The 21,835-nt window shown below is 73.3% G+C and carries 17 protein-coding genes; 7 read left to right on the top strand and 10 right to left on the bottom strand.

Features of this window, described 5'->3' with window-relative positions; all coding sequences use genetic code 11:
• Positions 1-139: 139 nt before the first annotated feature.
• A complete protein-coding gene (locus OO63_RS39160; protein WP_051811673.1) occupies positions 140-1,981 on the bottom strand; it encodes a glycoside hydrolase family 35 protein in 1,842 nt (613 codons plus the stop codon).
• A gap of 141 nt (positions 1,982-2,122) precedes the next feature.
• On the opposite strand from OO63_RS39160, the gene OO63_RS39155 reads away from it, so the two are divergent.
• The 4 genes from OO63_RS39155 to OO63_RS39140 all read left to right on the top strand — a co-directional run bounded on the left by OO63_RS39155 (position 2,123) and on the right by OO63_RS39140 (position 7,100).
• On the top strand, positions 2,123-3,079 hold the full coding sequence (locus OO63_RS39155) for a helix-turn-helix domain-containing protein (RefSeq protein WP_030362899.1): 957 nt from the start codon (positions 2,123-2,125) through the stop codon (positions 3,077-3,079).
• An 11-nt stretch (positions 3,080-3,090) separates the two neighbouring features.
• Positions 3,091-3,447, top strand: coding sequence for a chorismate mutase (locus OO63_RS39150; protein WP_030362898.1), 357 nt, complete (start codon positions 3,091-3,093; stop codon positions 3,445-3,447).
• Positions 3,448-3,565: 118 nt separating this feature from the next.
• Positions 3,566-6,070 (top strand): aminopeptidase N, encoded by a 2,505-nt coding sequence (pepN, locus tag OO63_RS39145; RefSeq protein ID WP_030362897.1) that lies wholly within the window; start codon positions 3,566-3,568, stop codon positions 6,068-6,070.
• 181 nt (positions 6,071-6,251) lie between these two features.
• Positions 6,252-7,100 carry an NAD(P)H-binding protein gene (locus OO63_RS39140; protein WP_030362896.1) on the top strand — a complete coding sequence of 283 codons (849 nt, stop codon included), beginning with the start codon at positions 6,252-6,254 and terminating at the stop codon, positions 7,098-7,100.
• Between the two features lie 145 nt (positions 7,101-7,245).
• Here OO63_RS39140 and OO63_RS39135 read toward each other — a convergent pair whose 3' ends face one another.
• The 4 genes from OO63_RS39135 to OO63_RS39120 all read right to left on the bottom strand — a co-directional run bounded on the left by OO63_RS39135 (position 7,246) and on the right by OO63_RS39120 (position 13,367).
• On the bottom strand, positions 7,246-10,362 hold the full coding sequence (locus OO63_RS39135) for an endo-alpha-N-acetylgalactosaminidase family protein (protein ID WP_030362895.1): 3,117 nt from the start codon (positions 10,360-10,362) through the stop codon (positions 7,246-7,248).
• A gap of 185 nt (positions 10,363-10,547) precedes the next feature.
• A complete protein-coding gene (locus tag OO63_RS39130) occupies positions 10,548-11,714 on the bottom strand; it encodes a sensor histidine kinase (RefSeq protein ID WP_051811671.1) in 1,167 nt (388 codons plus the stop codon).
• Positions 11,711-12,382, bottom strand: coding sequence for a response regulator (locus OO63_RS39125; RefSeq protein WP_030362893.1), 672 nt, complete (start codon positions 12,380-12,382; stop codon positions 11,711-11,713). Before OO63_RS39125 ends, OO63_RS39130 begins: the two co-directional genes overlap by 4 nt.
• A 187-nt stretch (positions 12,383-12,569) precedes the next feature.
• Entirely contained in the window at positions 12,570-13,367 is a 798-nt protein-coding gene (locus OO63_RS39120; RefSeq protein ID WP_030362892.1) for a S1 family peptidase, read from the bottom strand.
• 236 nt (positions 13,368-13,603) lie between these two features.
• Between OO63_RS39120 and OO63_RS39115 the strand changes: the two genes are divergently transcribed.
• Positions 13,604-14,506, top strand: coding sequence for a hypothetical protein (locus OO63_RS39115; RefSeq protein ID WP_030362891.1), 903 nt, complete (start codon positions 13,604-13,606; stop codon positions 14,504-14,506).
• Between the two features lie 155 nt (positions 14,507-14,661).
• Here OO63_RS39115 and OO63_RS39110 read toward each other — a convergent pair whose 3' ends face one another.
• The 3 genes from OO63_RS39110 to OO63_RS39100 form a co-directional block, all read right to left on the bottom strand.
• Positions 14,662-16,362, bottom strand: coding sequence for a DEAD/DEAH box helicase (locus OO63_RS39110; RefSeq protein ID WP_030362890.1), 1,701 nt, complete (start codon positions 16,360-16,362; stop codon positions 14,662-14,664).
• A gap of 105 nt (positions 16,363-16,467) precedes the next feature.
• Positions 16,468-16,671, bottom strand: coding sequence for a cold-shock protein (locus OO63_RS39105; protein WP_030362889.1), 204 nt, complete (start codon positions 16,669-16,671; stop codon positions 16,468-16,470).
• Positions 16,672-16,931: 260 nt separating this feature from the next.
• Entirely contained in the window at positions 16,932-18,434 is a 1,503-nt protein-coding gene (locus OO63_RS39100; RefSeq protein WP_030362888.1) for an MFS transporter, read from the bottom strand.
• Between the two features lie 146 nt (positions 18,435-18,580).
• On the opposite strand from OO63_RS39100, the gene OO63_RS39095 reads away from it, so the two are divergent.
• A complete protein-coding gene (locus tag OO63_RS39095; protein WP_030362887.1) occupies positions 18,581-19,084 on the top strand; it encodes a MarR family winged helix-turn-helix transcriptional regulator in 504 nt (167 codons plus the stop codon).
• Positions 19,085-19,290: 206 nt separating this feature from the next.
• A complete protein-coding gene (locus OO63_RS39090; RefSeq protein ID WP_030362886.1) occupies positions 19,291-20,220 on the top strand; it encodes a tyrosine-protein phosphatase in 930 nt (309 codons plus the stop codon).
• 9 nt (positions 20,221-20,229) lie between these two features.
• On the opposite strand, the gene OO63_RS39085 is transcribed toward OO63_RS39090, so the two are convergent.
• Both OO63_RS39085 and OO63_RS39080 read right to left on the bottom strand, forming a co-directional pair.
• Entirely contained in the window at positions 20,230-20,970 is a 741-nt protein-coding gene (locus tag OO63_RS39085; RefSeq protein ID WP_030362885.1) for a VWA domain-containing protein, read from the bottom strand.
• A gap of 34 nt (positions 20,971-21,004) precedes the next feature.
• On the bottom strand, positions 21,005-21,757 hold the full coding sequence (locus tag OO63_RS39080) for an alpha/beta fold hydrolase (protein WP_078619645.1): 753 nt from the start codon (positions 21,755-21,757) through the stop codon (positions 21,005-21,007).
• Positions 21,758-21,835 lie beyond the last annotated feature (78 nt).

Below are 21,835 nucleotides of genomic sequence, written 5' to 3'. Positions count from 1 at the left end.
GGGGTGGGTGTAGGGGCCCTGCCGGGGGCTCCCCAATCCCACCCCTTCCCGAAAACTGGGGCTCCCCCCCACACCCCCCCCCCTCCAACACCGGAGGGGCTATGACTTTCGCCGCTGGGACTGGGGCGCCCCCGCGAGGTCACCCCAGCCGCACCACCCCCTCCCCCACCTCCCCCTCGACCTCCAGCACCCACACCTCATTGGCGCCCTCCCGCAGCACAGGACCCGGCACGTACAGGGCGTGCTGCGGGCCGACGCCCCAGTACCGGCCGAGGCAGAAGCCGTTGATCCAGGCGAAGCCGCGCCCCCAGCCGGGGAGTTCGAGGGCGGCGTCGCCGGGGCCGCGCACGTCGAGGGTGCCGCGGTAGAGCCCGGCCCGCCCCGGGGCCGAAGGGTTCGCCGGGAGGGCGCGGACCGCGTCGGCGGAGTCGAAGGCGGCGAGGGGCAGGCCCACGGCCCGCACCCCGTGGACGTACTGCCGTTCGTGCAGGACACCCCCGGTGACGCCCTTGGTCTCGCCGAGCCGCGGCCCGTAGTTGACCCGTCCGAGGGACTCGGTCCAGAGGGTCACGCGGGCGGGTCCTGGGACGGGGGCGGGGAGGGTGGGGGTGGCTTCGGTGAGGACGCCGGCGCGGGCGCCGTCGATGTACACGGTGGCGCGGTCGCGCAGGCCGCGCACGGTCAGGGGGTAGGGCTCGCGTGGCCCGGGCAGGTCGAGGGTGTAGCGGACCAGGCCCCGGTCGACGCCGAGTTGTTCGAAGGTGGGCGGGACGGCGTGTTCCGTCTCGGGGGTGCCGAGGGCGTCGGCGACGGTGTCGAGGGGGACCCGGTCGGTGAGGCGGGTCGTGGTGGGGGCGGCGAGGGCGGCGGGGGCCGGGGGCACCTCGGGCAGGGGGCCGTCGGTGTGGGCGGCGAGGATCTCGCGGAAGAGCCAGAACTTCTCGGTGGGGTGGCCGCGTTCGTCGATGGGCGCGTCGTAGTCGTAGGAGGTGATGTCGGGCTGGAGGGCGCCGTCGTGGAGGCCGCCGCCGAGGGGGGTGCCGTCGGACACGGTGCCGTCGGGCGCGGTGTCGTCGGCCCGGTTGGCGCCCGCCCAGCCCGCGAAGTTGGTGCCGCCGTGGGCCATGTAGAGGTTGACGGAGGCGCCGCAGTCGAGGATTTCGCGGAGGGCGGCCGCGGCGTCGGCCGGGTCGCGCAGGACGGGTTCGGCGCCCCAGTGGTCGAACCAGCCGCACCAGAACTCCATGCACATCAGGGGTCCCTTGGGGCGGTGGCGGCGCAGGGTGGCGAAGCCGTCGCGGGCGGCGGAGCCGAAGTTCACGGTGGCGAGGACGCCGGGGACGCTGCCGCCGGTGAGCATGTGGTCCTCGGGGCCGTCGGAGGTGCACAGTTCCGCGGTGATGCCGTGGGCGGTGAGGAGGTCGGCGAGGTGGCGCAGGTAGACCTGGTCGGAGCCGTAGCTGCCGTACTCGTTCTCGACCTGCACCATGATGACGGGGCCGCCGCGGTCGTGTTGACGGGACACGACCTGGGGCAGCAGGCGGGCGAACCAGCGCTCGACGTGCGCGAGGTAGTCCGCGTCGCGGGTGCGGACGCGGCCGCCGACCTCGGCGGTGAGCCAGTGCGGCAGGCCGCCGTTGTCCCACTCTGCGCAGATGTAGGGTCCCGGGCGGACGATCGCCCACAGTCCTGCGGCGTGGGCGGCGTCGAGGAAGCGGCCGAGGGCCGTGACGTCGTGGAGCTCGCCGGGCCGTGGTTCGTGCAGGTTCCAGGGGACGTACGTCTCGACGCAGTTGAGGCCCATCGCCCGCAGCATCGCGAGCCGGTGCCCCCACTGGGCCTCGTGCACCCGGAAGTAGTGCAGCGCCCCGGAGAGCAGCCGCACCGGCCTCCCGTCGAGTTCGAAGTCGTCCGCGCCCACCCGGAAGCTGTCGCCGCGGGTGCCGGTGCCGTCGTCTGCCACGTGGTGGCTGGCGTCCATCGTGTCCCTCCCGATCACTACTGCGGCCACGATTGCCTCTGGCGGGCGGCAGGGTCCATGGACAAAGATCGAGCCGGGTTGGACGCAGCGATCCGGTGGCGGCGGGGGCGCCGGGCGTGGAGACGAGAGGGGCGGCAGCGGATGTACCACACGTGGATGCGGTATTTCACGCCGAGCCCGGTCCATCACCGCCTGGGCCTGGTGTGTCTGGGCGTGGGCCTGCAGCACGGCACGCTGCCCGCCGTGGGGCCCCGCACCCTGGACCACCACGTGGCTCTGGTGATCAGTTCGGGCAGCGGCTGGTTCCGGGCGCCGGACGGGCGCCGCAGGACGGTCACGGCACCCGCGTTGATCTGGCTGTCGCCGGGGGTGCCGCACCACTACGGCGCCGATCCGGAGACGGGCTGGGACGAGTGCTTCGTGGACTTCACGGGGCCCGCCACGACGACGTACACGGAGCTGGGCTACATCGAGCCGGACCGGCCGGTGGTGCCGCTCGCCGACCCGGACGGGGCGCGCGGCGTCGTCGGGCGCATCGCCCGCGCCGCCCGCCGCGGCAATCCGCTGCTCGAGGTCGAGACGAGCGCCGCCGTCCATGAGCTCCTTGTGGCGCTGCGCCGGGCCCGCGCCGACGTCGCGCCGGACGGCGACCCGGTGCTGCAGTCCTTGGCCAGGGACGCGTTCAAGGCGCTCTCGGTGACCGAGCACGCGGCCCGGCACGGCATGACGCCCGCGGAGCTGCGGACGGCGGTGCGCCGGGGGGCGGGGTGCAGTCCGAAGGACTATCTCCTCGGCATCCGGCTCGGCCGCGCCAAGGAGCTGCTCGCCGCGACGGAGCTGCCGGTGGCGGCGGTGGCCCGGCGGGTGGGCTACGACGATCCGGCGTACTTCTCGCGGCTGTTCACGCGTCGTGTCGGTACGGCGCCGGTGCGGTTCCGGGAGCAGCAGGGGCGGGCGGTGCCGGGTGGCTGGTCGCAGCAGGTGCCCGACCCGGAGCGGCCGCCGACGCTCACGTCGCTCGACGGCACGGCCGCATCGGGGGGTCCTGCGGCTCCGGGTGGCACGGCGGCTTCGGGCGGAGCGGGTGCGGGCACGTAGGCTCGGCTGCCATGACCACACGCCACACCAGTGACGACAGCGGCGCGGCCGGGGCCGGTGCCGGGGACGCCGTGGACCCCGCGGTGCGCGCGGAGCTGTCCCGGCTGCGCGAGAGCATCGACAACATCGACGCGGCCGTCGTCCACATGCTCGCCGAGCGCTTCAAGTGCACCCAGCAGGTCGGCCACCTCAAGGCCAACCACCAGCTGCCGCCCGCCGACCCGGCGCGGGAGGCCCGGCAGATCGCGCGGCTGCGGGAGCTGGCGGAGAACGCGAAGCTGGACCCGGCGTTCGCCGAGAAGTTCCTGAACTTCATCATCGCGGAGGTCATCCGCCATCACGAGAGCATCGCGGACGGCGCCCGCTGAGGTCCCGGTCGGCGCCGGCGTCCGCTGAGGTCCCGGTCGGCGCCCATATCCGCGGCGGCGCCCCCGTCGCGGGGACTCCCACTCCCGGCCGCCTCGTCCGATCAGGCACCATGGCCTGATGCCCGTACTGACGCGCGACGAAGCGCAGACCCGAGCCCGGATCCTCGACGTCCGGCGGTACGAGATCGCGCTCGATCTCACCACCGGCGAGGACACCTTCGACTCCCGCACGGTGATCACGTTCGCGGCCGCCGCGGACGGGGACACCTTCGTCGAGCTGAAGCCCGCGGAGCTGCGGTCCGTCACCCTCGACGGTGCCCCGCTCGACCCGGCGGACCTGCTGGACAACCGGCTTCCGCTGCGGGCCCTCGCGGCCGGTGAGCACGAGCTGCGCGTGGACGCGTCGATGCGCTACTCCCGCACCGGCGAGGGCATGCACCGCTTCACCGACCCGAGCGACGGCGAGAGTTACGTCTACACGCAGTTGTTCATGGAGGACGTGCAGCGGGTCTTCGCGGCCTTCGACCAGCCCGACCTGAAGGCGGAGTTCGCGCTCACCGTGCGGGCGCCCAAGGGCTGGACGGTCCTGGCCAACGGCGTCACCGAGCAGGTGGCGGCGGGCGAGTGGCGGGCGGCGCCGACGCCGCCGCTCTCGACGTACCTGGTGGCGGTCGCGGCGGGGCCCTGGCACTCGGTGCGCACCGAGCACCGGGGGCTGCCGTTCGGCCTGCACTGCCGTCGCTCGCTCGCGCCGCATCTGGACGCCGACGCCGACGAGCTGCTCGACATCACGCGGGCGTGCTTCGACCGGTACGAGGAGAAGTTCACCGAGCCCTACCCCTTCGACTCCTACGACCAGGCGTTCGTCCCCGAGTTCAACGCGGGCGCCATGGAGAACCCGGGCCTGGTCACCTTCCGCGACGACTTCGTGTACCGCTCGGCGGTCACCGACACCGAGCGGCAGATCCGCGGCATGGTCGTCGCGCACGAGATGGCGCACATGTGGTTCGGCGACCTGGTGACGCTGAAGTGGTGGGACGACATCTGGCTGAACGAGTCGTTCGCGGAGTACATGGGCTATCAGACGCTGAGCGAGGCGACGCGTTTCACCGACACGTGGGTGGACTTCGCCGTCGCCCGCAAGCCCTGGGGGTACGACGCCGACCAGCGGCCGTCCACGCACCCGGTCGCGCCGGACCCGGACGCGGTGCCGGACACGGCGTCGGCGATGCTCAACTTCGACGGGATCTCCTACGCGAAGGGCGCGAGCGCGCTGCGCCAGCTCGTGGCGTGGCTGGGTGAGAAGGACTTCCTCGCGGGCATCAACGCGCACTTCGCGCGGCACAGGTTCGGCAACGCCACGCTCGCCGACTTCATCGACAACCTCGCGTCGGCCACGGACCGCGACGTGCACGGCTGGGCGCGGTCGTGGCTGCGGACAACCGGTGTGGACGCGTTCACGCCGACGGTCACGCACGGCGGCCGGGAGTGGACGCTGTCCCTGGAGCGGGACGGCAGCCGTCCGCACCGGGTGGCGGTCGGCGTGTTCGACCGTGATCTGTCGGACGGGAAGGCGCTGGTGCTGCGCGAGCGGTACGAGACGGACGTGCCGGAGCAGGAGGCCCCCGCGGCGCGTGACGGGGGCAGGCCCGCGCTGATCGTGCCCAACGACCACGACTTGACGTACGCGAAGATCCGCCTGGACGCGGTGTCGCAGGAGACGGTCCTCACGTCTCTTTCGGGGGTGCCGGATCCGCTGACGCGGGCGGTGCTGTGGAACGCGCTGCGCGACATGGTGCGCGACGGCGATCTGGCGCCGGGCGCGTTCCTGGCGGCGGCGCGGGCGCATCTGCCCGCGGAGAGCGATCTGGCGCTGGTCTCCGGTGTGCTGCCGTTCGCGTCGGCCGTGGTCGCCGGGCGCTACACCCCGCCGGACGGCCGCGGCGCCGCCCTCGCCGTCCTGGACGCGCTGTGCCAGGACGTGATCCGGCGTACGGAGGACGGTTCGCACCCGGGCCTTCGGCTGGTGGCGGTGCGGGGGCTCATCGACGCGGCGACGCAGCCCGAGCCGCTGGCGACGTGGCTGGAGCAGGGTGCCGTGCCCGGCGGGCCCGAGCTCGACCCCGAGCTGCGCTGGCGGGTCCTTTGCCGGCTCGCGGTGCTCGGTGCGACCGACGAGGACGCCATCGCCGCCGAGCTGCGCAGGGACCCGAGCGCGACCGGCAGGGAAGGCGCCGCGCGCTGCCGGGCGGCGTTGCCCGACCCGGCCGCCAAGCGGGCCGCGTGGGACGCGATGTTCGGCTCCGACGAGCTGTCCAACTACCTGTTCACCGCGACCGCGCAGGGGTTCTGGCAGCCCGAGCAGGACGCGGTCGTCCACACGTACGTGCCGCGGTTCTTCGAGGACGCGGTGGCGCTCGCCGCCCGCCGCGGACCCGCCATCGCCGAGGCCGCGGGCCGGTACGCGTTCCCGGTGTACGCCGTCGACGAGGACACCCTGCGCCTGGGCGAGCGGTGCCTGGAGCGCACCGACGTGCTGCCCGCGCTGCGCCGTCGGCTCGTGGACCAACTGGACGACCTGGAGCGGGCGTTGCGGGTGCGCCGGAGCGCCGGAGGAGTGTGAGGCGGGCGCGCCGGGCCCAGGTCCTGCGACCTAGGTCTGCCGGACCAGGAGGACGCGGGGCATCTACTTCCTGGTGAGGATCCGGCGGGCCGGGGCCGCCGCCTAGGGTCGGTGATGATCAGAACCGGGCCGGGGGCGCGCGCCCCCGGCCCGGTGTCGTCCCGACCTCCAGGAGCCCCCCGTGATCGTCGTGACCGGTGCCACCGGAAACGTAGGCCGTGCTCTCGTCTCCCAGCTCGCCGCCGACCGGGTGCCGGTGCGCGCCCTGACCCGGGATCCGGCGCGCGCGCAGTTGCCGGACGGGGTGGAGGTGGCGCGGTTCGCGGGGCCGGGTGAACCCGCGGCCATGGCCGCGCTGTTCGAGGGCGCGACGGCGCTGTTCCTGCACCTGGCGGCGGGCGGCGAGGACACCCCGGCGCTGCTCGCGGCGGCGCGGGACGGCGGGGTCAAGCACGTCGTGGTCCTGTCGTCGATCATCGTCGACCACGACGAGGCCGCCGAGCACCCCATCCACGTCGTGCACTCCGCGCTGGAGCGGCATGTCCGGGAGAGCGGGCTCGGCTGGACGGCCCTGCGGCCGGGCGCGTTCTGCACGAACTCGTTGCAGTGGGCGCCGCAGGTCCGCGCGGGCGACACGGTCCGCGGGCCGTTCGGCGAGGCCATGACCGCGCCGGTCCACGAGGCCGACATCGCGGCCGTCGCCGCCGTGGCGCTGCGCGATCCCGCCGGGCACACCGGCGCCGTGTACTCCCTGACCGGCCCGGAGGGCATCACCACGCGGGAGCAGATCCACGCGGTGGGCCGGGCGGTCGGCCGGGAGCTCCGCTTCGAGGAGATAGCGCCGGACGAGGTGCCCGCGGAGATGTTCCCGCACGTGCCGCCGGAGATGCTGCCGACCTTGCTGAAGTCCATCGGTGACAGCGTCGGCACGGACCCGGAGGTGACGACGGCGGTGGCGGACGTCACGGGCCGCCCCGCGCGGACGTTCGCGCGGTGGGCCGAGGACCACGCGGACGACTTCCGCGCCTGACGGGTCCCGGAGTCCCAGGGTCCGGGGCGTCGAGCCCCGGCCCGCCGGACAGGCGTCAGGACCTGTCCGGCGGGCCTGTCCGTCCTGGGGCCTGTCCGATGGGTCGGCGTGGAGCAAGGAGCGGCGCCGACCCATCGGACCGGCCCTAGGCCTCCCGCACCTCGAACGCGTCGAGCACGAACTCCGCCTTCCCGTCGTCGCCGACCTTCCGCAGGCCGACCCACGCCTCGCCGTCCGCGGGGGCGGTGAACTCGTAGGACAGGGTGGTGGGGGCGGTGGCGACGGGCAGGGCCTCGCTGGACAGTTCGCGCGGGTCCGGCTCGTCGACGGCGGTCACCCACGCGTACTGCCCGGCCTTCTCGTTCTCGTACCGGAACGACACCCGGTAGCGCTTGCCGCCCTCGAAGCGGACGGTGTGCGGCACCGTGCGGTAGACGAGGCCGTCGTTCTCGCCGCGGGACTTCAGGGACTGGGTGCCGTCCACGACGTCGTCGACGGCCTTGCCGTTCCAGCCGCGCTGGGTGTACGGGGCGTGGCGCTGCGCGATGTGTGTGCGGGGGTCGGTGGCGCCCCCGGCGTCGCCCTTCACGAAGGGGCCCCAGCCCTGCGGTACGTCCTCGAAGTCCTCGTGGGCGAGGACGCCCCGGCCGAGCGGGGCCCGGTCGCCGACGGCGACGACGCGTACGTTGTCGAAGCGCACGCGGGTGTCCCCGGCGACGGCGCGCAGGGCGAGCCGGACGGGGCCGCCGCCCTCGGGGACGGTGAAGTAGGTGAACAGGCGCTGGAAGCGGGTGCCGTGCTTGCGGTCGGCGGCGACGAAGTTGCCCGCGGTGGAGGTGTGCGTCCAGTTGGTGGCGGTGACGCCGTCGGCGGTGCGGACCTCCAGGGCGGCGCGGCGCCGCTGTCCCGCCTTCTCGCCCACCTCGACCTGTACGGACGCCGCGTAGGTGCCGGGCTTGAGGCGGCGCAGGCGCTGGCTGACGGAGGCGGCGGCGCCCGCGGCGACGACGAGTTCGTAGTCGCCGAGCTTGCTGCGCTCCACCGACGCGGGGCCGCTGACCTGCCAGGCGTCCAGGTCGCCCGCGTGGAAGCCGGGGTCGCGCAGCGCGGTGCCCTGGCCCCAGTCGGGGTCGGGGGTGCGGCGGGCGCGGGTGCGGTCGACGACGTAGGGCTGCTTGGCGTCGGCGTCGAGGGTGATCTTCCCGGCGCGCACGGGGACGTCGGCGACGAAGGCGCGGCCCTGGTCGGTGAGGCGGTACAGGGCGACCTTGCGGACGCCCCTCCAGCCCCGGGGCAGCGCCCAACTGGTCGTTCCGCCGTCGGGGTTGAAGTGGTAGAGCTTCGCGGGGTCGGTGGCCTTGCGGGGCTCCCAGGGCAGCAGGTAGCTGCCGCCGTCGTAGACGAGGTGGCCGTCGGTGGTGATGCGGCGGGTGCCGCCGTCGGCGTCGGAGACGGAGGTGGATCCGGCGCCGAAGAAGGTGATCTCGTGCTCGCCCCAGGTCTTGATGGGCTGTGCCTGGAGGTACTTGGCGGGCAGGGCGTGCGTCCAGATCAGTTCGTAGAACTTCGTCCAGTCGGTCTTGCCGGTCCAGCCGGTGAAGTTGCCCATGCGGGCGATGCCGAGGAGCGAGGGCCACTTGTCGGCGAAGACGTCCTTCTGGTGGTGCCGGATGAAGCGGATGAGCTGGGAGTTGATGCCGCGCGAGCTGTCGGGGCCGTAGTCGGTCTCGGTGGCCCAGTGCGACCACAGCGCGGAGCGTTCGAAGCCGTGGCCCCATTCGCTGGTGATCATCCAGCCCTGGTCGCGGAAGGTGCGCTGGAGGCGGTCGGAGGTCCAGCCGGACTCGCGGAACACGTCGATGTAGAGGGTGTTGAGGGCCGGGTGGGCGTCGCGGCGCAGGTCGGCGAAGCGCTTGACGATGTCGCCGGAGACCAGGTCGCGGCGCTGGTCGATGCGGTAGCTCTGGTCGAGCCAGTCCCACTGCTCGTTGTTCTTGTCTACGAGGGTGTCGGAGAAGGCGTTCGCGACGGGGTAGGACTCGGTGGCGTTGACGTGGACGCCGAAGTCGCTGTTCCACTTGGCGCCCTCGCGGACCAGGGTGTTCATGTCGGCGAGGCCGCCCGCGCGCCGGTTGTAGTTGCCCGCGTAGTCGGGGTGCGCGGAGTCGTGGCCCTCGGACTGGTAGCCCTTGAGGAGCGTGTACTGGCGCAGCCCGTCGGTGGCCAGGTGGATCCGCTTGACGTCGTCGAGGGTGGCGAGGAACGGGTTGGTGGCCTGCGAGGCGAAGTTGAAGGGGATGTGCGGGACGACGCGCAGGTGCTGCTCGTCCGCGCCGAGCGGGTTCACCATGATGTCGCGGAAGGCGATGGCGGCGTCCTGCCAGTCGACCTTGCCGTCGCCGTTGCGGTCGCCGGTGATGACGACGGTCGCGTACGGCAGGGGTTCGGTGGCGCCGGCCGGGGAGGTGGCGGCGCGGTGGGTCCACTGGCCGGGGGTGAGGCGGGCCTCGACGTGGGCGTCCTTGCGCACGGTCTGGCGCCACAGGCGGCCGTTCTCCCAGTTGGTCTCCGCGGTGGGCTTGTCGTAGACCGTGTTGGTCTCGACGGCGCCGCCGAGCTTGTCGTGGGCGAGCACCGCGTACGCGCAGCCGCTGGCCGCGTCGGCGGGGGTGTCCGGCGTGAGCTTCACCAGGGTGTCGCCGCTCTTGGCCTTGTCGAGCTGCACCTTGGCGGCGAGCAGGGCCGCGCCGGGCTGGTCGCTGCGCACGGAGAGGAGGGCGAGGCCGGGGACGCGCAGGGTGCCGACGCGCAGGGCGGCGGTGTCGGCGATCTTCGTGACGCGCCAGTGCACCTGGTGGCCCTCGACCGCGATCTCGACGTCGATGCGGGTGCCGCCGTCGAGGGTGAGGGTGTACGCGGCGCGGTCGCCGCGCACGGTCGCGGTGACCTTCGGCGTGTGCTCCTTGTCGTCGATGAGGAGCGTGCCGACGGGGTCCGGCTGTCCGTGCAGGACGGCGCGGCTCTTGCGGTCGGTGTACGACACGACGCGCGGGAAGCCGGTGGCGACGCGCACCTCCAGGGCGGCGGAGCGCAGGATCGCCTCGTCCGCCGCCGGGCGGGCGGTGGGCGAGGACGGCGGGGCCGCGTGCGCGGAGGCGGTGCCGACTCCGACGGCGGCCCCTATCCCCGCGATCGCTCCCGAGGCGACCACGGCTCTGCGGCTCGGTCCGGACCCTGAACCGGATGTCTGTGTCGGCAGCATGAACGCACCCTCCGTGGAACTGAATTCGTGACGGTCACGATGCGGTGCGTCGGGCGAGGGCGCCCATGGACAAAGGTGGGACAGGTCTTGGACTAACGTCCGGCCCTGCCGGGGGCTCCGCCCCCTGGACCCCCGTATCGGCGCTCCGCGCCTCGTCCTCAATCGCCGGACGGGCTGGAATGGCCTTACGCCCCCGTCCCCTGCCCGTACGGCAGTACGGCCCGTACCTCCCAGCCCCCCTCGGGCGACGGCCCCGCCGTCAACGTGCCGCCGAGCGCCGTGGCCCGTTCCTCGAGGCCGGTCAGCCCGAACCCGCCCCGCTCACCGGACCGCTCGCCCGGCTGCCCGCCGTCGTCGGCGACCCGCACCTCCACGCCGCCCTCGACGACGCGGACGCCGACGCGCACCGCCGAGACGTCGGTGGCGTGTTTGCGGACGTTGGTCAGTGCCTCGCGGACGATGTGGTGGGCGGTGGCCGCGAGATCGGCCGGAAGCCGCTCCTGAAGGCCCTGTTCCACATGAACGGTGACCGGTGGGCCGGTGCGGGTGAACGTCTCGGACAGCTCGCGCAGCTCGGCGAGACCGGCCACGGGCACGGTGCGGGCCTCGCCCTCGCGCAGGACCCGCACCAGCCGCCGCATGGCGCCGAGCGCCTCGTCGCCCGCGTCCGCGATCCGCACGAAAGCGCTGGTCGCGGCGGCGGCGCCGACCTCGGTGAAGGACGCGGCGCGGGCCTGCACGACGATTCCGGTGACGTGGTGGGCGACCAGATCGTGCAGTTCCCGGGCGAGTTCGAGACGTTCCGCGGCGCGCACGGCCTCGATGTCGCGGACGCGCTGCGCCTGCTGGGCGCGTAGAAGCAGAGAGAAGGCGCTCACCACGGCGGCCAGCGCGGAGAACAGGAGCGTGAACCGGCCCGGAGAGGCGTCGCGCACCGGCGCGGCCACGCAGGCGAGCGCCAGGAGCGGCCCGAGCACGGCGGCGCGGCGGGCGGGCAGCCGCAGCAGGACGCCGGTGAGCAGCACGAGCAGCGCGATGGCCTCGCCCATGCCCCAGACGATCTGCGGCCGGGCGCTCACGAAGACGTACAGGGTGGCGGCCCAGGACACGCAGGCGGCGAGCCAGGCGCGGGTGGCGAGGGCGGGGCGGGACCAGGGGACGGCGCACAGGCAACAGAGGATGCCCGCCGTCCAGACGGCGGCGCGCGGCCCGGTGGGCTGGCGGGCCAGGGTCAGGCCCTCGACGGTGACGAGCAGGACGAGGACGGCGGCGAGCAGCAGCCGGGCGGCGGTGCGGCGGGCGGGGTGCCCGTCGAGGAGGCGCGTGTACCGGTCGAGGATCGCGGTGGTCACGGCGTGCGGGTGGCGAGGCCGGACTCCCAGGCCCAGGCGGCGATCTCGACGCGGTTGCGGGCGTCCAGCTTGGCCTGGACGTTGGCGAGGTGGGACTTGACCGTGGACAGGGAGACGAAGAGTTCGGCGGCGATCTCGTTGTTGGTGCGGCCGCGGGCGAGGGCGCGCACGACGTCCTGCTCGCGCTGGGTGAGGGGTTCGGAGGGGGTGCGGGTGCCGGGGGCCGGTTCGGCGTCCGGGCTTTTGGCGGCCAGCTCCCGCAGCAGTCGTACGGTGATCGCGGGCGAGACGAGGGCGTCGCCGACGGCCGCCGCGCGCACGGCCTCCACCAGCATGGCGGGGCTCGCGTTCTTCAGGAGGAAGCCGCTGGCCCCGGCGCCGAGGGCCGCGTGCACGTAGGCGTCGAGGTCGAAGGTGGTGACGATGACGACGCGGGGGCGCACCCCGGCGCGGGCGGCCAGGCGGCGGGTGACCTCCAGGCCGTCGAGGCGCGGCATGCGGATGTCGAGGAGCAGCACGTCGGGGTCGTGGCGGGCGACGGCGGCGAGCGCGGCCTCGCCGTCGGTGACGTCGGCGAGGACCTCGATGTCGTCCGTGCTCTCCAGGATCATGCGGAAGCCGGTGCGGACCATGTCCTGGTCGTCCGCGATGACCACCGTGATCGCCATGTGCTGTCGTCCACCCTTGCCGCGCCTGTCTCGTACGCCCCCGAGTGTCCCATATATGACATGCGGAGCGAGGTCGGGCGCGGGCACGGAACGGGGCCGGGTCATCGTGACCCGGCCCCGCGACAGCTCAGCCGTTCACCTCACGGGCACCCGTGGCGCCCGGGGCGTCAGAGCTGATCGAAGCTGGTCAGAGCCGGTTGGCCTGCTTGGCTATCTCGGCCGCGAAGGTCGAGACCTCGGTGTAGACACCGGGGAACTTCGGGCGGGCGCAGCCGTTGCCCCAGCTCACGATGCCGACCTGGATGTACTGGCCGGCCTCGTCCTTGCGGAACATGGGGCCGCCGGAGTCGCCCTGGCAGGTGTCGACGCCACCCACGTTGAGCTTGCCCGCGCAGATCTCCTCGCCCGGGATGATGTCGCCGCTGTAGGCGGCCTGGCAGTCGGCGTCGCTCACGAAGGGCACGGTGGCCTTGAGCAGGTAGCGCTGCTGCGCGCCGCCCTCGCGGTTGGCACCCCAGCCCGCGACGGTGAAGTTGCCGTTGTTGTACTTGGTGGTGGTGGCGATCTTCAGCGTGGGCTGCTTGATCGGCTTGGCGAGCTTGATCAGCGCCCAGTCCTTGCCCTTGCCGTTGTAGCCGGGGGCCTGCAGGACCTTGGTGGACTTGACCTTGATGGCGCTGGAGCTCTGCAGGTCGACGACGCCGCCGGTGGCGGTGATGGAGGTGTTGTTGCCCGAGCCGTCGACACAGTGCGCGGCGGTCAGGACGACGTCCTGCTTGAGCAGGGAGCCGCCACAGCCCATCGAGAGCCGGACCATGAACGGGAACTCACCCTGCGCGGCACGCACACCGCCGACGACACGCTCGCCGGGGTTCGGGCCGGGGTGCGGGGCCGCCTGCGCGGCGACGGGCTGCAGGCTGGCGAAACCGAGGGCGACCGACCCGAGGACGGCGGCTCTCTTGACTCCACGGAACTTCGTCTTCAACTTCTTGCCCCTTCGTGGGAGTTGTGGGGGGTTGCGCACGCGGCGGGCCCATGCCGCACGAGCCACGAGAGGCACTGCGTGGCATGAGCCCGCCAAGCGTTGTTGGATTATGAGGAGGGCCGCGCGCGGGCGACAAGGGGCGGTTTTCGGCCAGCCGTTGGGGCCGGGGCTGGTTACCGGTGCGAACAACCCCCGTACAGTGGGGACGAATCGGACGGTGCTCAGGGGGTGGGGGCGTGGCGAACGGCGGTCCGGTGGAGCACGGCTATCCGCATCTGGAGACGGTGCACGCGGCCATCACCGCGCTGTACCGACGGCTCTCGTACGACACCGTGCACAGCTTCGACACCAGCGTGGCCCCGGCCGACGTGGCCTTCTGCGACCAGGACGACCTGTATCTGGGCGCGCAGCGGGTGGCCCGCGAGATGGTGCGGCACCTGCGGCTCCCGGACGCCCGCATGATCGTGTCGTTCCGGGAGATGCAGCACGCGGCGTCCGTCGAACTCGCCGCGGGGCCCGAGTACTTCATCGAGCTGAACGACCGTTTCCGCACGCACCGCAGGGACATCGGCGCGGCCCTCGCGCACGAGGTGATGCACGTGTACCTGCACCGCCTCGACCTGACGTTCCCGGGCACGCGCGCCAACGAGATCCTGACCGACACGGCGACGACGTACCTGGGTGCGGGCTGGCTCCTCCTCGACGCCTACCGCGAGGACAGCGCCTCCTCGCAGAAGCTCGGCTATCTGACGCCGGAGGAGTTCGGCTACGTCCTCGCCAAGCGCTCCCTCGCGTTCGGCGAGGCACCCGAGACCTGGTTCACCAGCCCGCAGGCGTACACGGCGTACACGAAAGGGCTCGCCCGGGCCCGCCAGGACGAGCAGCAGCCCCCGCTGACGGCGGCGGGCTGGGCCGGGCGGCGCCGGTACGCCAAGGACCGCAGATACGCGCAGGACCACGGCACGGCGACGGGCCCGCGCCCCGCCGGCCCGTACGCCTTTTCCCGCTCCGAAGGCACGGGCCCGCTACGGGTGTCCTTCCCCTGCCCGACCTGCCACCAACGAATCCGCGTACCCGCACGCGGCCGCATCAGGGCACGCTGCGGCCTGTGCAGAACGGTGCTGGAGTGCGATACGTGACCGAGTCGGCTGCGGTGCGATGACGCCCCCTGAGGGGCGCGGGGCCCTGACACATGCGGCTCCGCCGCGCGGGCGCGACCAGCCACGACGAACCGGCAGGCAAACGAAAGCCTGGTGCGGCACTCAGCGCAAAGGCGGCAGCCGAGCCGGGTCGGTCACGCAGCCGCGCTGCGCCCCCGCCCTCCGCGCCTGCCGCGGCCTCCACGACCCCGGCCCGCGGAGGCCGCGCCACCCGCGCCACCCGCGCGGCTCGCGCGGCTCGCGCCACCGCTGCCGCGCCCCCCGCCGGACGGCGCCTTGCGCTGCGCCACGACCTGGACGGGCGGCGCGATGACGACCGGCACACCGGAGGGCTCGCGCGCCCCGGTGATCGTGACCAGTTCCGCGGAGGACGAGCGGACGGCGACGGCCTCCGGCTTGATGCCCGCGTCGGACATCAGGCGGGCCACCTCGCGCTTCTCCTCGGGCAGGACGAGCGTGACGACTCGGCCGGACTCGCCCGCGCGGGCGGTGCGGCCGCCGCGGTGCAGGTAGTCCTTGTGGTCGACGGGCGGGTCGACGTTCACGACCAGGTCGAGGTCGTCGACGTGGATGCCGCGCGCGGCCACGTTGGTGGCGACGAGCGCGGTGACCTCGCCGCTCTTGAACTGCTCCAGGGTGCGGTTGCGCTGCGGCTGCGAGCGGCCGCCGTGCAGCCCGGAGGCCCGCACCCCGCTGGCGAGGAGCCGCTTGGTGAAGCGGTCCACGGCGCGCTTGGTGTGCAGGAAGAGGATGACGTTGCCCTCGCGCGCGGCGATGCGCAGGGCGACGGCCTTCTTGTCCGTCTCGTCGGCGACGTACAGGACGTGGTGCTCCATCGTGGTCACCGCGCCCGCGGAGGGGTCGACGGAGTGCACGACGGGGTCGCTGAGGTAGCCGCGGACGAGGCGGTCGACGTTGCGGTCCAGGGTCGCCGAGAACAGCATCGTCTGGCCGCCCTGTTCCACCTGCCCGAGCAGCGCGGTGACCTGGGGCAGGAAGCCCATGTCGGCCATCTGGTCGGCCTCGTCGAGGACGGTGACGCGGACCTGGCCGAGGGCGCAGTCGCCGCGGTCGATGAGGTCCTTCAGGCGGCCCGGGGTGGCGACGAGCACCTCGACGCCGCGGCGCAGCGTCGCGGCCTGCTTGTTGATCGACAGGCCGCCGACGACGGCTGCGACGCGCAGGTTCACGGAGGTGGCGTACGGCGCGAGGGCGTCGGTGACCTGCTGCGCCAGCTCGCGGGTGGGGACGAGGACCAGGGCGAGCGGCTTGCCGGGCTCGGCGCGGCGGCCCGCGGTGCGGCCGAGGAGCGCGAGGCCGAAGGCGAGGGTCTTGCCGGAGCCGGTGCGGCCGCGGCCGAGGACGTCGCGTCCGGCCAGGGAGTTCGGCAGGGTCGCGGCCTGGATCGGGAAGGGCGAGGTGACGCCCTGCGCGGCGAGGGTCTTGAGCAGCGCCTCGGGCATGTCGAGGTCTTCGAAGCCCTCGACGGCGGGCAGCGCCGGGGTGAGGGTCTCGGGCAGCGCGAAGTCGGCGGGCGCCGTGCGTGCCGGGGTGGGGCGGGAGGTCTTGCGGCCGCCTCGGCCGCCGCCGTTCACCGGGCGCTTGCCGCTGCCCGCGTTCCGGGTGCCGCCGGAGCCGCCGTTGCGCGAGCCGCCGGCGTTGCCCGCGCTACCGGTGCTCTTCCGGCCGGCGTCGCCCGATGCCTGTCCGCGGGAGGCCGATCCGGCACCGCCACGGGTGCTCTGGCCTGCCGAGCCGCGGGGGGCCGAGCCTGCCGTGCGGTCGTTCGATGAGCGCCGACGGGCGGGGCGCGCGGGACGGTCGGGGCGATTCATGGGGCAAGCCTTCCTGGCCGGTGACAGCTGCCGGTGACAGCACACAAGCCGGGACCCGCACCGTGGTGGTGCGGGCCCCGGCTGCGAGGTTCGCGAGAAGCGAGATCAGGCGGGAACGATGTTCTCGGCCTGCAGGCCCTTCTGGCCCTGGGTCACCTCGAAGGAGACCTTCTGGCCCTCCAGGAGCTCACGGAAGCCGGAGCTGGCGATGTTGGAGTAGTGGGCGAAGACGTCGGGGCCGCCGCCGTCCTGCTCGATGAAGCCGAAGCCCTTTTCCGAGTTGAACCACTTCACGGTTCCAGTTGCCATGTCAATCTCCTCAACAGGGGCAGATTAAGGAGAGCCACGGAATTGTGGTTCTCCCAGCGCTGCAAGGACCCCCATCCGGAGAGACCGGGGTCCGGCCCGCAAAAGAGCCGGAAAAACAAAATAATGCGCCCTCGGAAGCATTCCGTCAGGCGCACATAAAGTTCATGGGTACCAAAACTGCAACGGTTAACCTTAACATGCGCCCGGCCCCGGCAGGCGAGAGCCTTCCGGAGACCGGGTCGACGGCGGAAACGCAGGCCTCACTCGGGCCGCTCCACCGCCCGCCGCGGCAGTGCCGGACACAGCAGCGCGCAGAGCGCGAACGCGGCCACCACCCACGGCATCGCGGCGCCGAGCGCGTCGGTGAGCCCCGTCGCCGTACCCACCGGGCCGTGCTCACCCGACGGGCCCGACGGACCGGACGGACCGGACGGGACACGGCCGAAGAACACCGTCCCGATGACCGCCGCCCCGAGCGCCCCGCCGAACTGCTGGGCCGTGGAGAAGATGCCGGACGCCCCGCCCGCGATGTCGCCGGGCACGGCCGAGAGCACCACGTTCACCAGCGGCACGACCAGGAAGCCGAGCCCCGCGCCCGCCACCAGGAGCCCCGGCACCAGCGGCCAGGCCCCGGTGTGCGCGTCGCTCGCGTCCGCCACCGCCGCCCACACCCAGGCGAAGCCGCCCGCCATGAGCAGCGCCCCGGCGGCGAGCACGAGCCGCCCGAAGCGCAGCGCCAGGGCGTCCGCGGCGGGCGCGGTCAGGAAGCCGCCGACGGAGAAGGCGACGGTGACGAGGCCGGCCTGCAGCGGCGTGTAGCCCTCGCTGCCCTGCAGCCAGATCGCGAAGACCAGGAAGAAGCCCTGCATGCCGACGGAGAACAGGAGCTGCACCAGGACGCCCACGGAGAACGCGGGCAGCTTGAAGGCGCGCGCGGGCAGCAGCGGCACGGTCCGGTGCGAGCGGCGGCGCCCCTCGACCACGCCGAGCCCGGCGAGCGCGGCCACCCCGGCGCCCAGGCACACCCAGCCCCACACCGGCCAGCCGTTGGCGCGGCCCTGGACCAGCGGAAGGACGACGGCGACCAGGGCCCCGGCGAGGACCAGGCTGCCGAGCACGTCGGGCCGTCCGGCGGAGCGCTCCCGCGTGGCGGGTACAAGGACGGCCCCGGCGACGAAGGTGGCGACGGCCACGGGGATGTTCACCAGGAACACCGACCGCCAGCCCCAGCCGAACAGGTCGGCGTCGGTGAGAAGCCCGCCGAGCAGCAGCCCGATCGCGGACGCGAACCCGGCCACGGCTCCGTACATCCCGAAGGCCGTGCCGCGCTCCTTGCCCCGGAACAGCGTGCGGAAGGAACCGAGCACCTGCGGCATGAGGAGCGCGGCCATGACGCCCTGCACGGCGCGGGCCGCGACCAGCTGCCCCGGCGACTGCGCGATCCCGCAGGCGAGGCTCGCCAGGCCGAAGCCCGCGGTGCCGGTCAGGAACAGGGCCTTGCGGCCGTACCGGTCGCCGAGGTGCCCGGCGACGATCAGGGTGGCGGCGAAGCCGAGCAGATAGGCGGAGACGATCCACTGCAGGGCGCTCTCGGACGCGCCGAGGTCCCGCCCGATCGACGGGATCGCGACGTTCACGATCGTCACGTCGAGCAGGTCCATGAGGGCGGCGACCATCATCACGGCGGCGGCCGCCCAGCGCCGGGGGTGCGGGGCGCCGACGGCGGCGCCGTCCGCGGGCGGGGTGGTCAGGGTGGCGGTCATGTCGGCTCCAGGGCTCCTCGGGTCTCGTTGACGGGACGGGTGGGCCTCCGATTTATTTCGTTCGGCCTAACGAAAGACTTGCACGGGGCGATCAGTGATCACAAGTCTTTCGTTCGACCGAACGAACTTCTTGCTAGGCTCACTCCATGCCGAAGAGCCGCACGCCCCAGGAGCCATCGGACCCGGAGCCATCGGACCCGGAGCGCGCCGACGTCGTGGCGCGCCTGTCCGCCGCGGGCCGGGCCAACAGCGCGGTCACCGTGATGTTCCACTCGGCCGTCGCCGCCCGGCAGGGCCTGAACGCCACCGAGAGCAAGACCCTCGACCTGCTCATCCGCAAGGGCCCCCTGACCGCCAAGGACCTCGCGGCCGAGACGGGCCTGGCGCCCGCGTCCGTGACCGGCCTCGTGGACCGCCTGGAGGCCAAGGGCTTCGTGCGCCGGGTGAAGCACCCGACGGACAAGCGGCGGGTCCTGGTGGAGTTCCGCGCCGAGAAGATGGCGGGCCTGACGGCGGCCTTCGCGGACTGGGGGCGCGAGGTGGAGGAGTTCTGCGAGGAGTTCACGACCGCCGAGCTGGAGACGGTCATCCGCTTCCTGGACGGCGTGGCGGACCGCCAGCGCCGGGCGGCAGCGCGGCTCGCGGAGTAGCGGGCGGTACGCGGTCGAGGCGGTACGCGACCGAGGGCACCCCTCACATCAGGCACACGCGCCCGCGCCACCTCCCCCGTACTGACACCCCGTCAAATAACCTTCGTACGCGCCTTCCCCCTTCGAGAGGCCGCCGATACCGTCCCACTCGACCCCGACCAAACAACCGTTTGGCCGGACGGCGACAGGCACGGAAAGGCGGTCCGATGCGCAGCACACGCACCCGTACGGCGGCCACCGTCGCGGTCCTCACGCTCGTCCTCACCGCCGCGCCGGCGGTGACGGCGCACGCCGCGCCGACGGCGCCCCGGCCCTCGTACACGCACCCCCACACCTCCGGAACACCCCGGCAGATCCCCCTCCAAGGGGCGGTCAACGTCCGTGACGTGGGCGGCTACCGCACCTATGACGGCGAGCGGGTGCGGCACGGCCGGGTCTTCCGTGCGGACGCGCTCAGCAAGCTCACGGACGGGGACGTCTCGACGCTGGCCGGGCTCAGGCTGCGGAAGGTGGTGGACTTCCGGGTCGCGGAGGAGGTCCAGTACGACGGCCAGGACCGGCTGCCCGCCGGGCTGGTCGCGACCGCGCGGCCCGTCACCGACAACGGCCTGTTCCGGCAGCTCATGACCGTGATCGGGTCCCGGGACCCGGTCAAGCAGGAGGAGATGCTCGGCGGCGGGAAGGCCGAGGCGTTCATGCGGGACGTCTACCGCACGTTCGTCACGGACGCCACGGACCGCGCGCAGTTCGGCGCGACGCTGCGCGACATCGCGGGCGGCGGCGCGGCCGCGCCCCTGCTCTACCACTGCACGTCGGGCAAGGACCGCACGGGCTGGACGACGTACGTCCTGCTTCGCGCCCTCGGCGTGCCCGAACGCACCGCCGTGGACGACTACTTGGCGTCCAACACCTTCCGCGCCGCGTACGACGCGAGGCTGCGCGAGACGCTGCGGCAGACCGGCATGATGCAGAACCCGGACCTGCTCGTCCCGCTCCAGGAGGTCCGCACCGGCTATCTGGACGCGGCGCTCGCCGAGGTGACACGGCAGTACGGAAGCTTCGGCGGCTATCTGACGAAGGGCCTCGGGCTTGACGCGGGGACGCTGGTCAAGCTGCGCCGGGCGCTGGTGGGGTGAGCCCCGGCCCTAGGGGGCCGCGGTGCGGGGTGCGACGATGCCGTGCTCGCGCGCCGCGGCCAGCCACTGCGGGAACTCGGCGACGAGGTGGTCGTACAGGAAGTCGTCCGGGACGGCGGCCGGGTCCTCGCCGAGGTGGAAGAACCCGGCGTTGTCGACGACGCGGCGCCCTGGCACGGGCAGTTCGTCGAGCCTGCGCAGATAGTCGAACTGGTTGCTCGTGGGGTCGCCGAAGCCGATGAACTGCCAGAACAGCGGCAGCTTCGCCGCCTTGCACAGGTACCGCTCGGCGGCTGCCCTGTTCAGGGGGCCGCCGTCGGTCTGGAAGACCACCAGGGCGGGCGCGGTGGCGCCGCAGTCCAGGTAGTGGTCGATGACGGCGTCCATCGCGGCGTGGTAGTTCGTCCGCCCCATGTGTCCGAGCCCGGCGACGATCTCGCCGATGCGGCCCTGGTGGCCGGTCAGTTCGACGTCGACGACCGTGTCCACGTCCGTGGAGAAGAAGACGGCGGGTACGACTCCGTCGTCGTCCAGGTGCGCGGAGAGGCCGAGCACGCGGTCGGCGAGCGCCTGCACGCTGCCGTCGTCGAAGTACGGCCGCATCGAGCCGGAGTAGTCGACGACCAGGTACACGGCGGCGCGCTCGCCCTCCAGGCCGTGGGCCCGCAGCCGCTCCCCCGCCGTCTTGTAGAGACTGACGAGGCCGGGCGCCACGGCCCGCACCTTGTCCAGACTGATCGCCGCGCCCATGGCACCAGCGTACGGTCCCGGCGGCGGCGCCCGGTCAGCCTTCGAGGAAGTCGACGGCCAGGCGCAGGAACTCCGCCTCCCGCTCCACGTACGCCAGATGCCCGCAGCGCGGGAACACGTGCAGGCGGGCGTCCGGCATCGCCTTGAGCGCGACGAACGCGCCGTCGACGGGGTTGACCCGGTCCTCGCGGCCCCAGGTGAGGAGCGTGGGCCGGGTGATCCGGTGCGCCTCGCGCCACAGCCGGGCCCCCTCGGGCCACTTGGCGAAGGCCGCGCCGAGCCGCTGGGCGCCGAGGCGGGCGCCGGGGTCGAGGGCCTGCGCGTACCGCTCCTCGACGAGCGCGTCCGTCACGAGGGCCGGGTCCTGCACCAGGGAGATCAGGAAGGCGCGCACGTGCTCACGGGTCGGCTCGGGGGCGACGCTGAGCTCGATGAGGCGCTTGACACCTTCGGTGGGCTCGGCGGTGAAGAGGTTGAGCGAGAGGCCCGCCGGGGCCGTGAGCAGCAGCCGGTCGACCTTGTCCGGATGGTCGAGCGCCATCCGTACGCACACTCCGCCGCCGAGCGACACGCCCGCGAAGTGCGCCTTCGCGATCCCGAGTTCGTCGAGCAGCCCCGCCACGGCGTCCGCCCCGAACGAGAACACGTCCTTGTCCAACTCGGGCTTGTCCGACCGTCCGAACCCCGGCAGATCGACGAGCAACGTCCGGAAGCGCGCCGCGAAGCCCTCCACCACACCCCCGAACGCCGCCCACGCACTGGCCCCCGGCCCGCCCCCGTGCAACATCACCAGCACAGGCGCATCCGACCCCCCGGGCCCCGCCTCGTGATAACGCAGCGCAACCCCACCCCCACGCCCCCACCG

This window comes from Streptomyces alboflavus (assembly GCF_000716675.1).
In the GTDB taxonomy this organism is placed as follows: Bacteria; Actinomycetota; Actinomycetes; order Streptomycetales; family Streptomycetaceae; genus Streptomyces; species Streptomyces alboflavus.
Note: the sequence above shows the minus strand (reverse complement) of the source record. Positions and strands in the feature narration are given on the sequence as shown.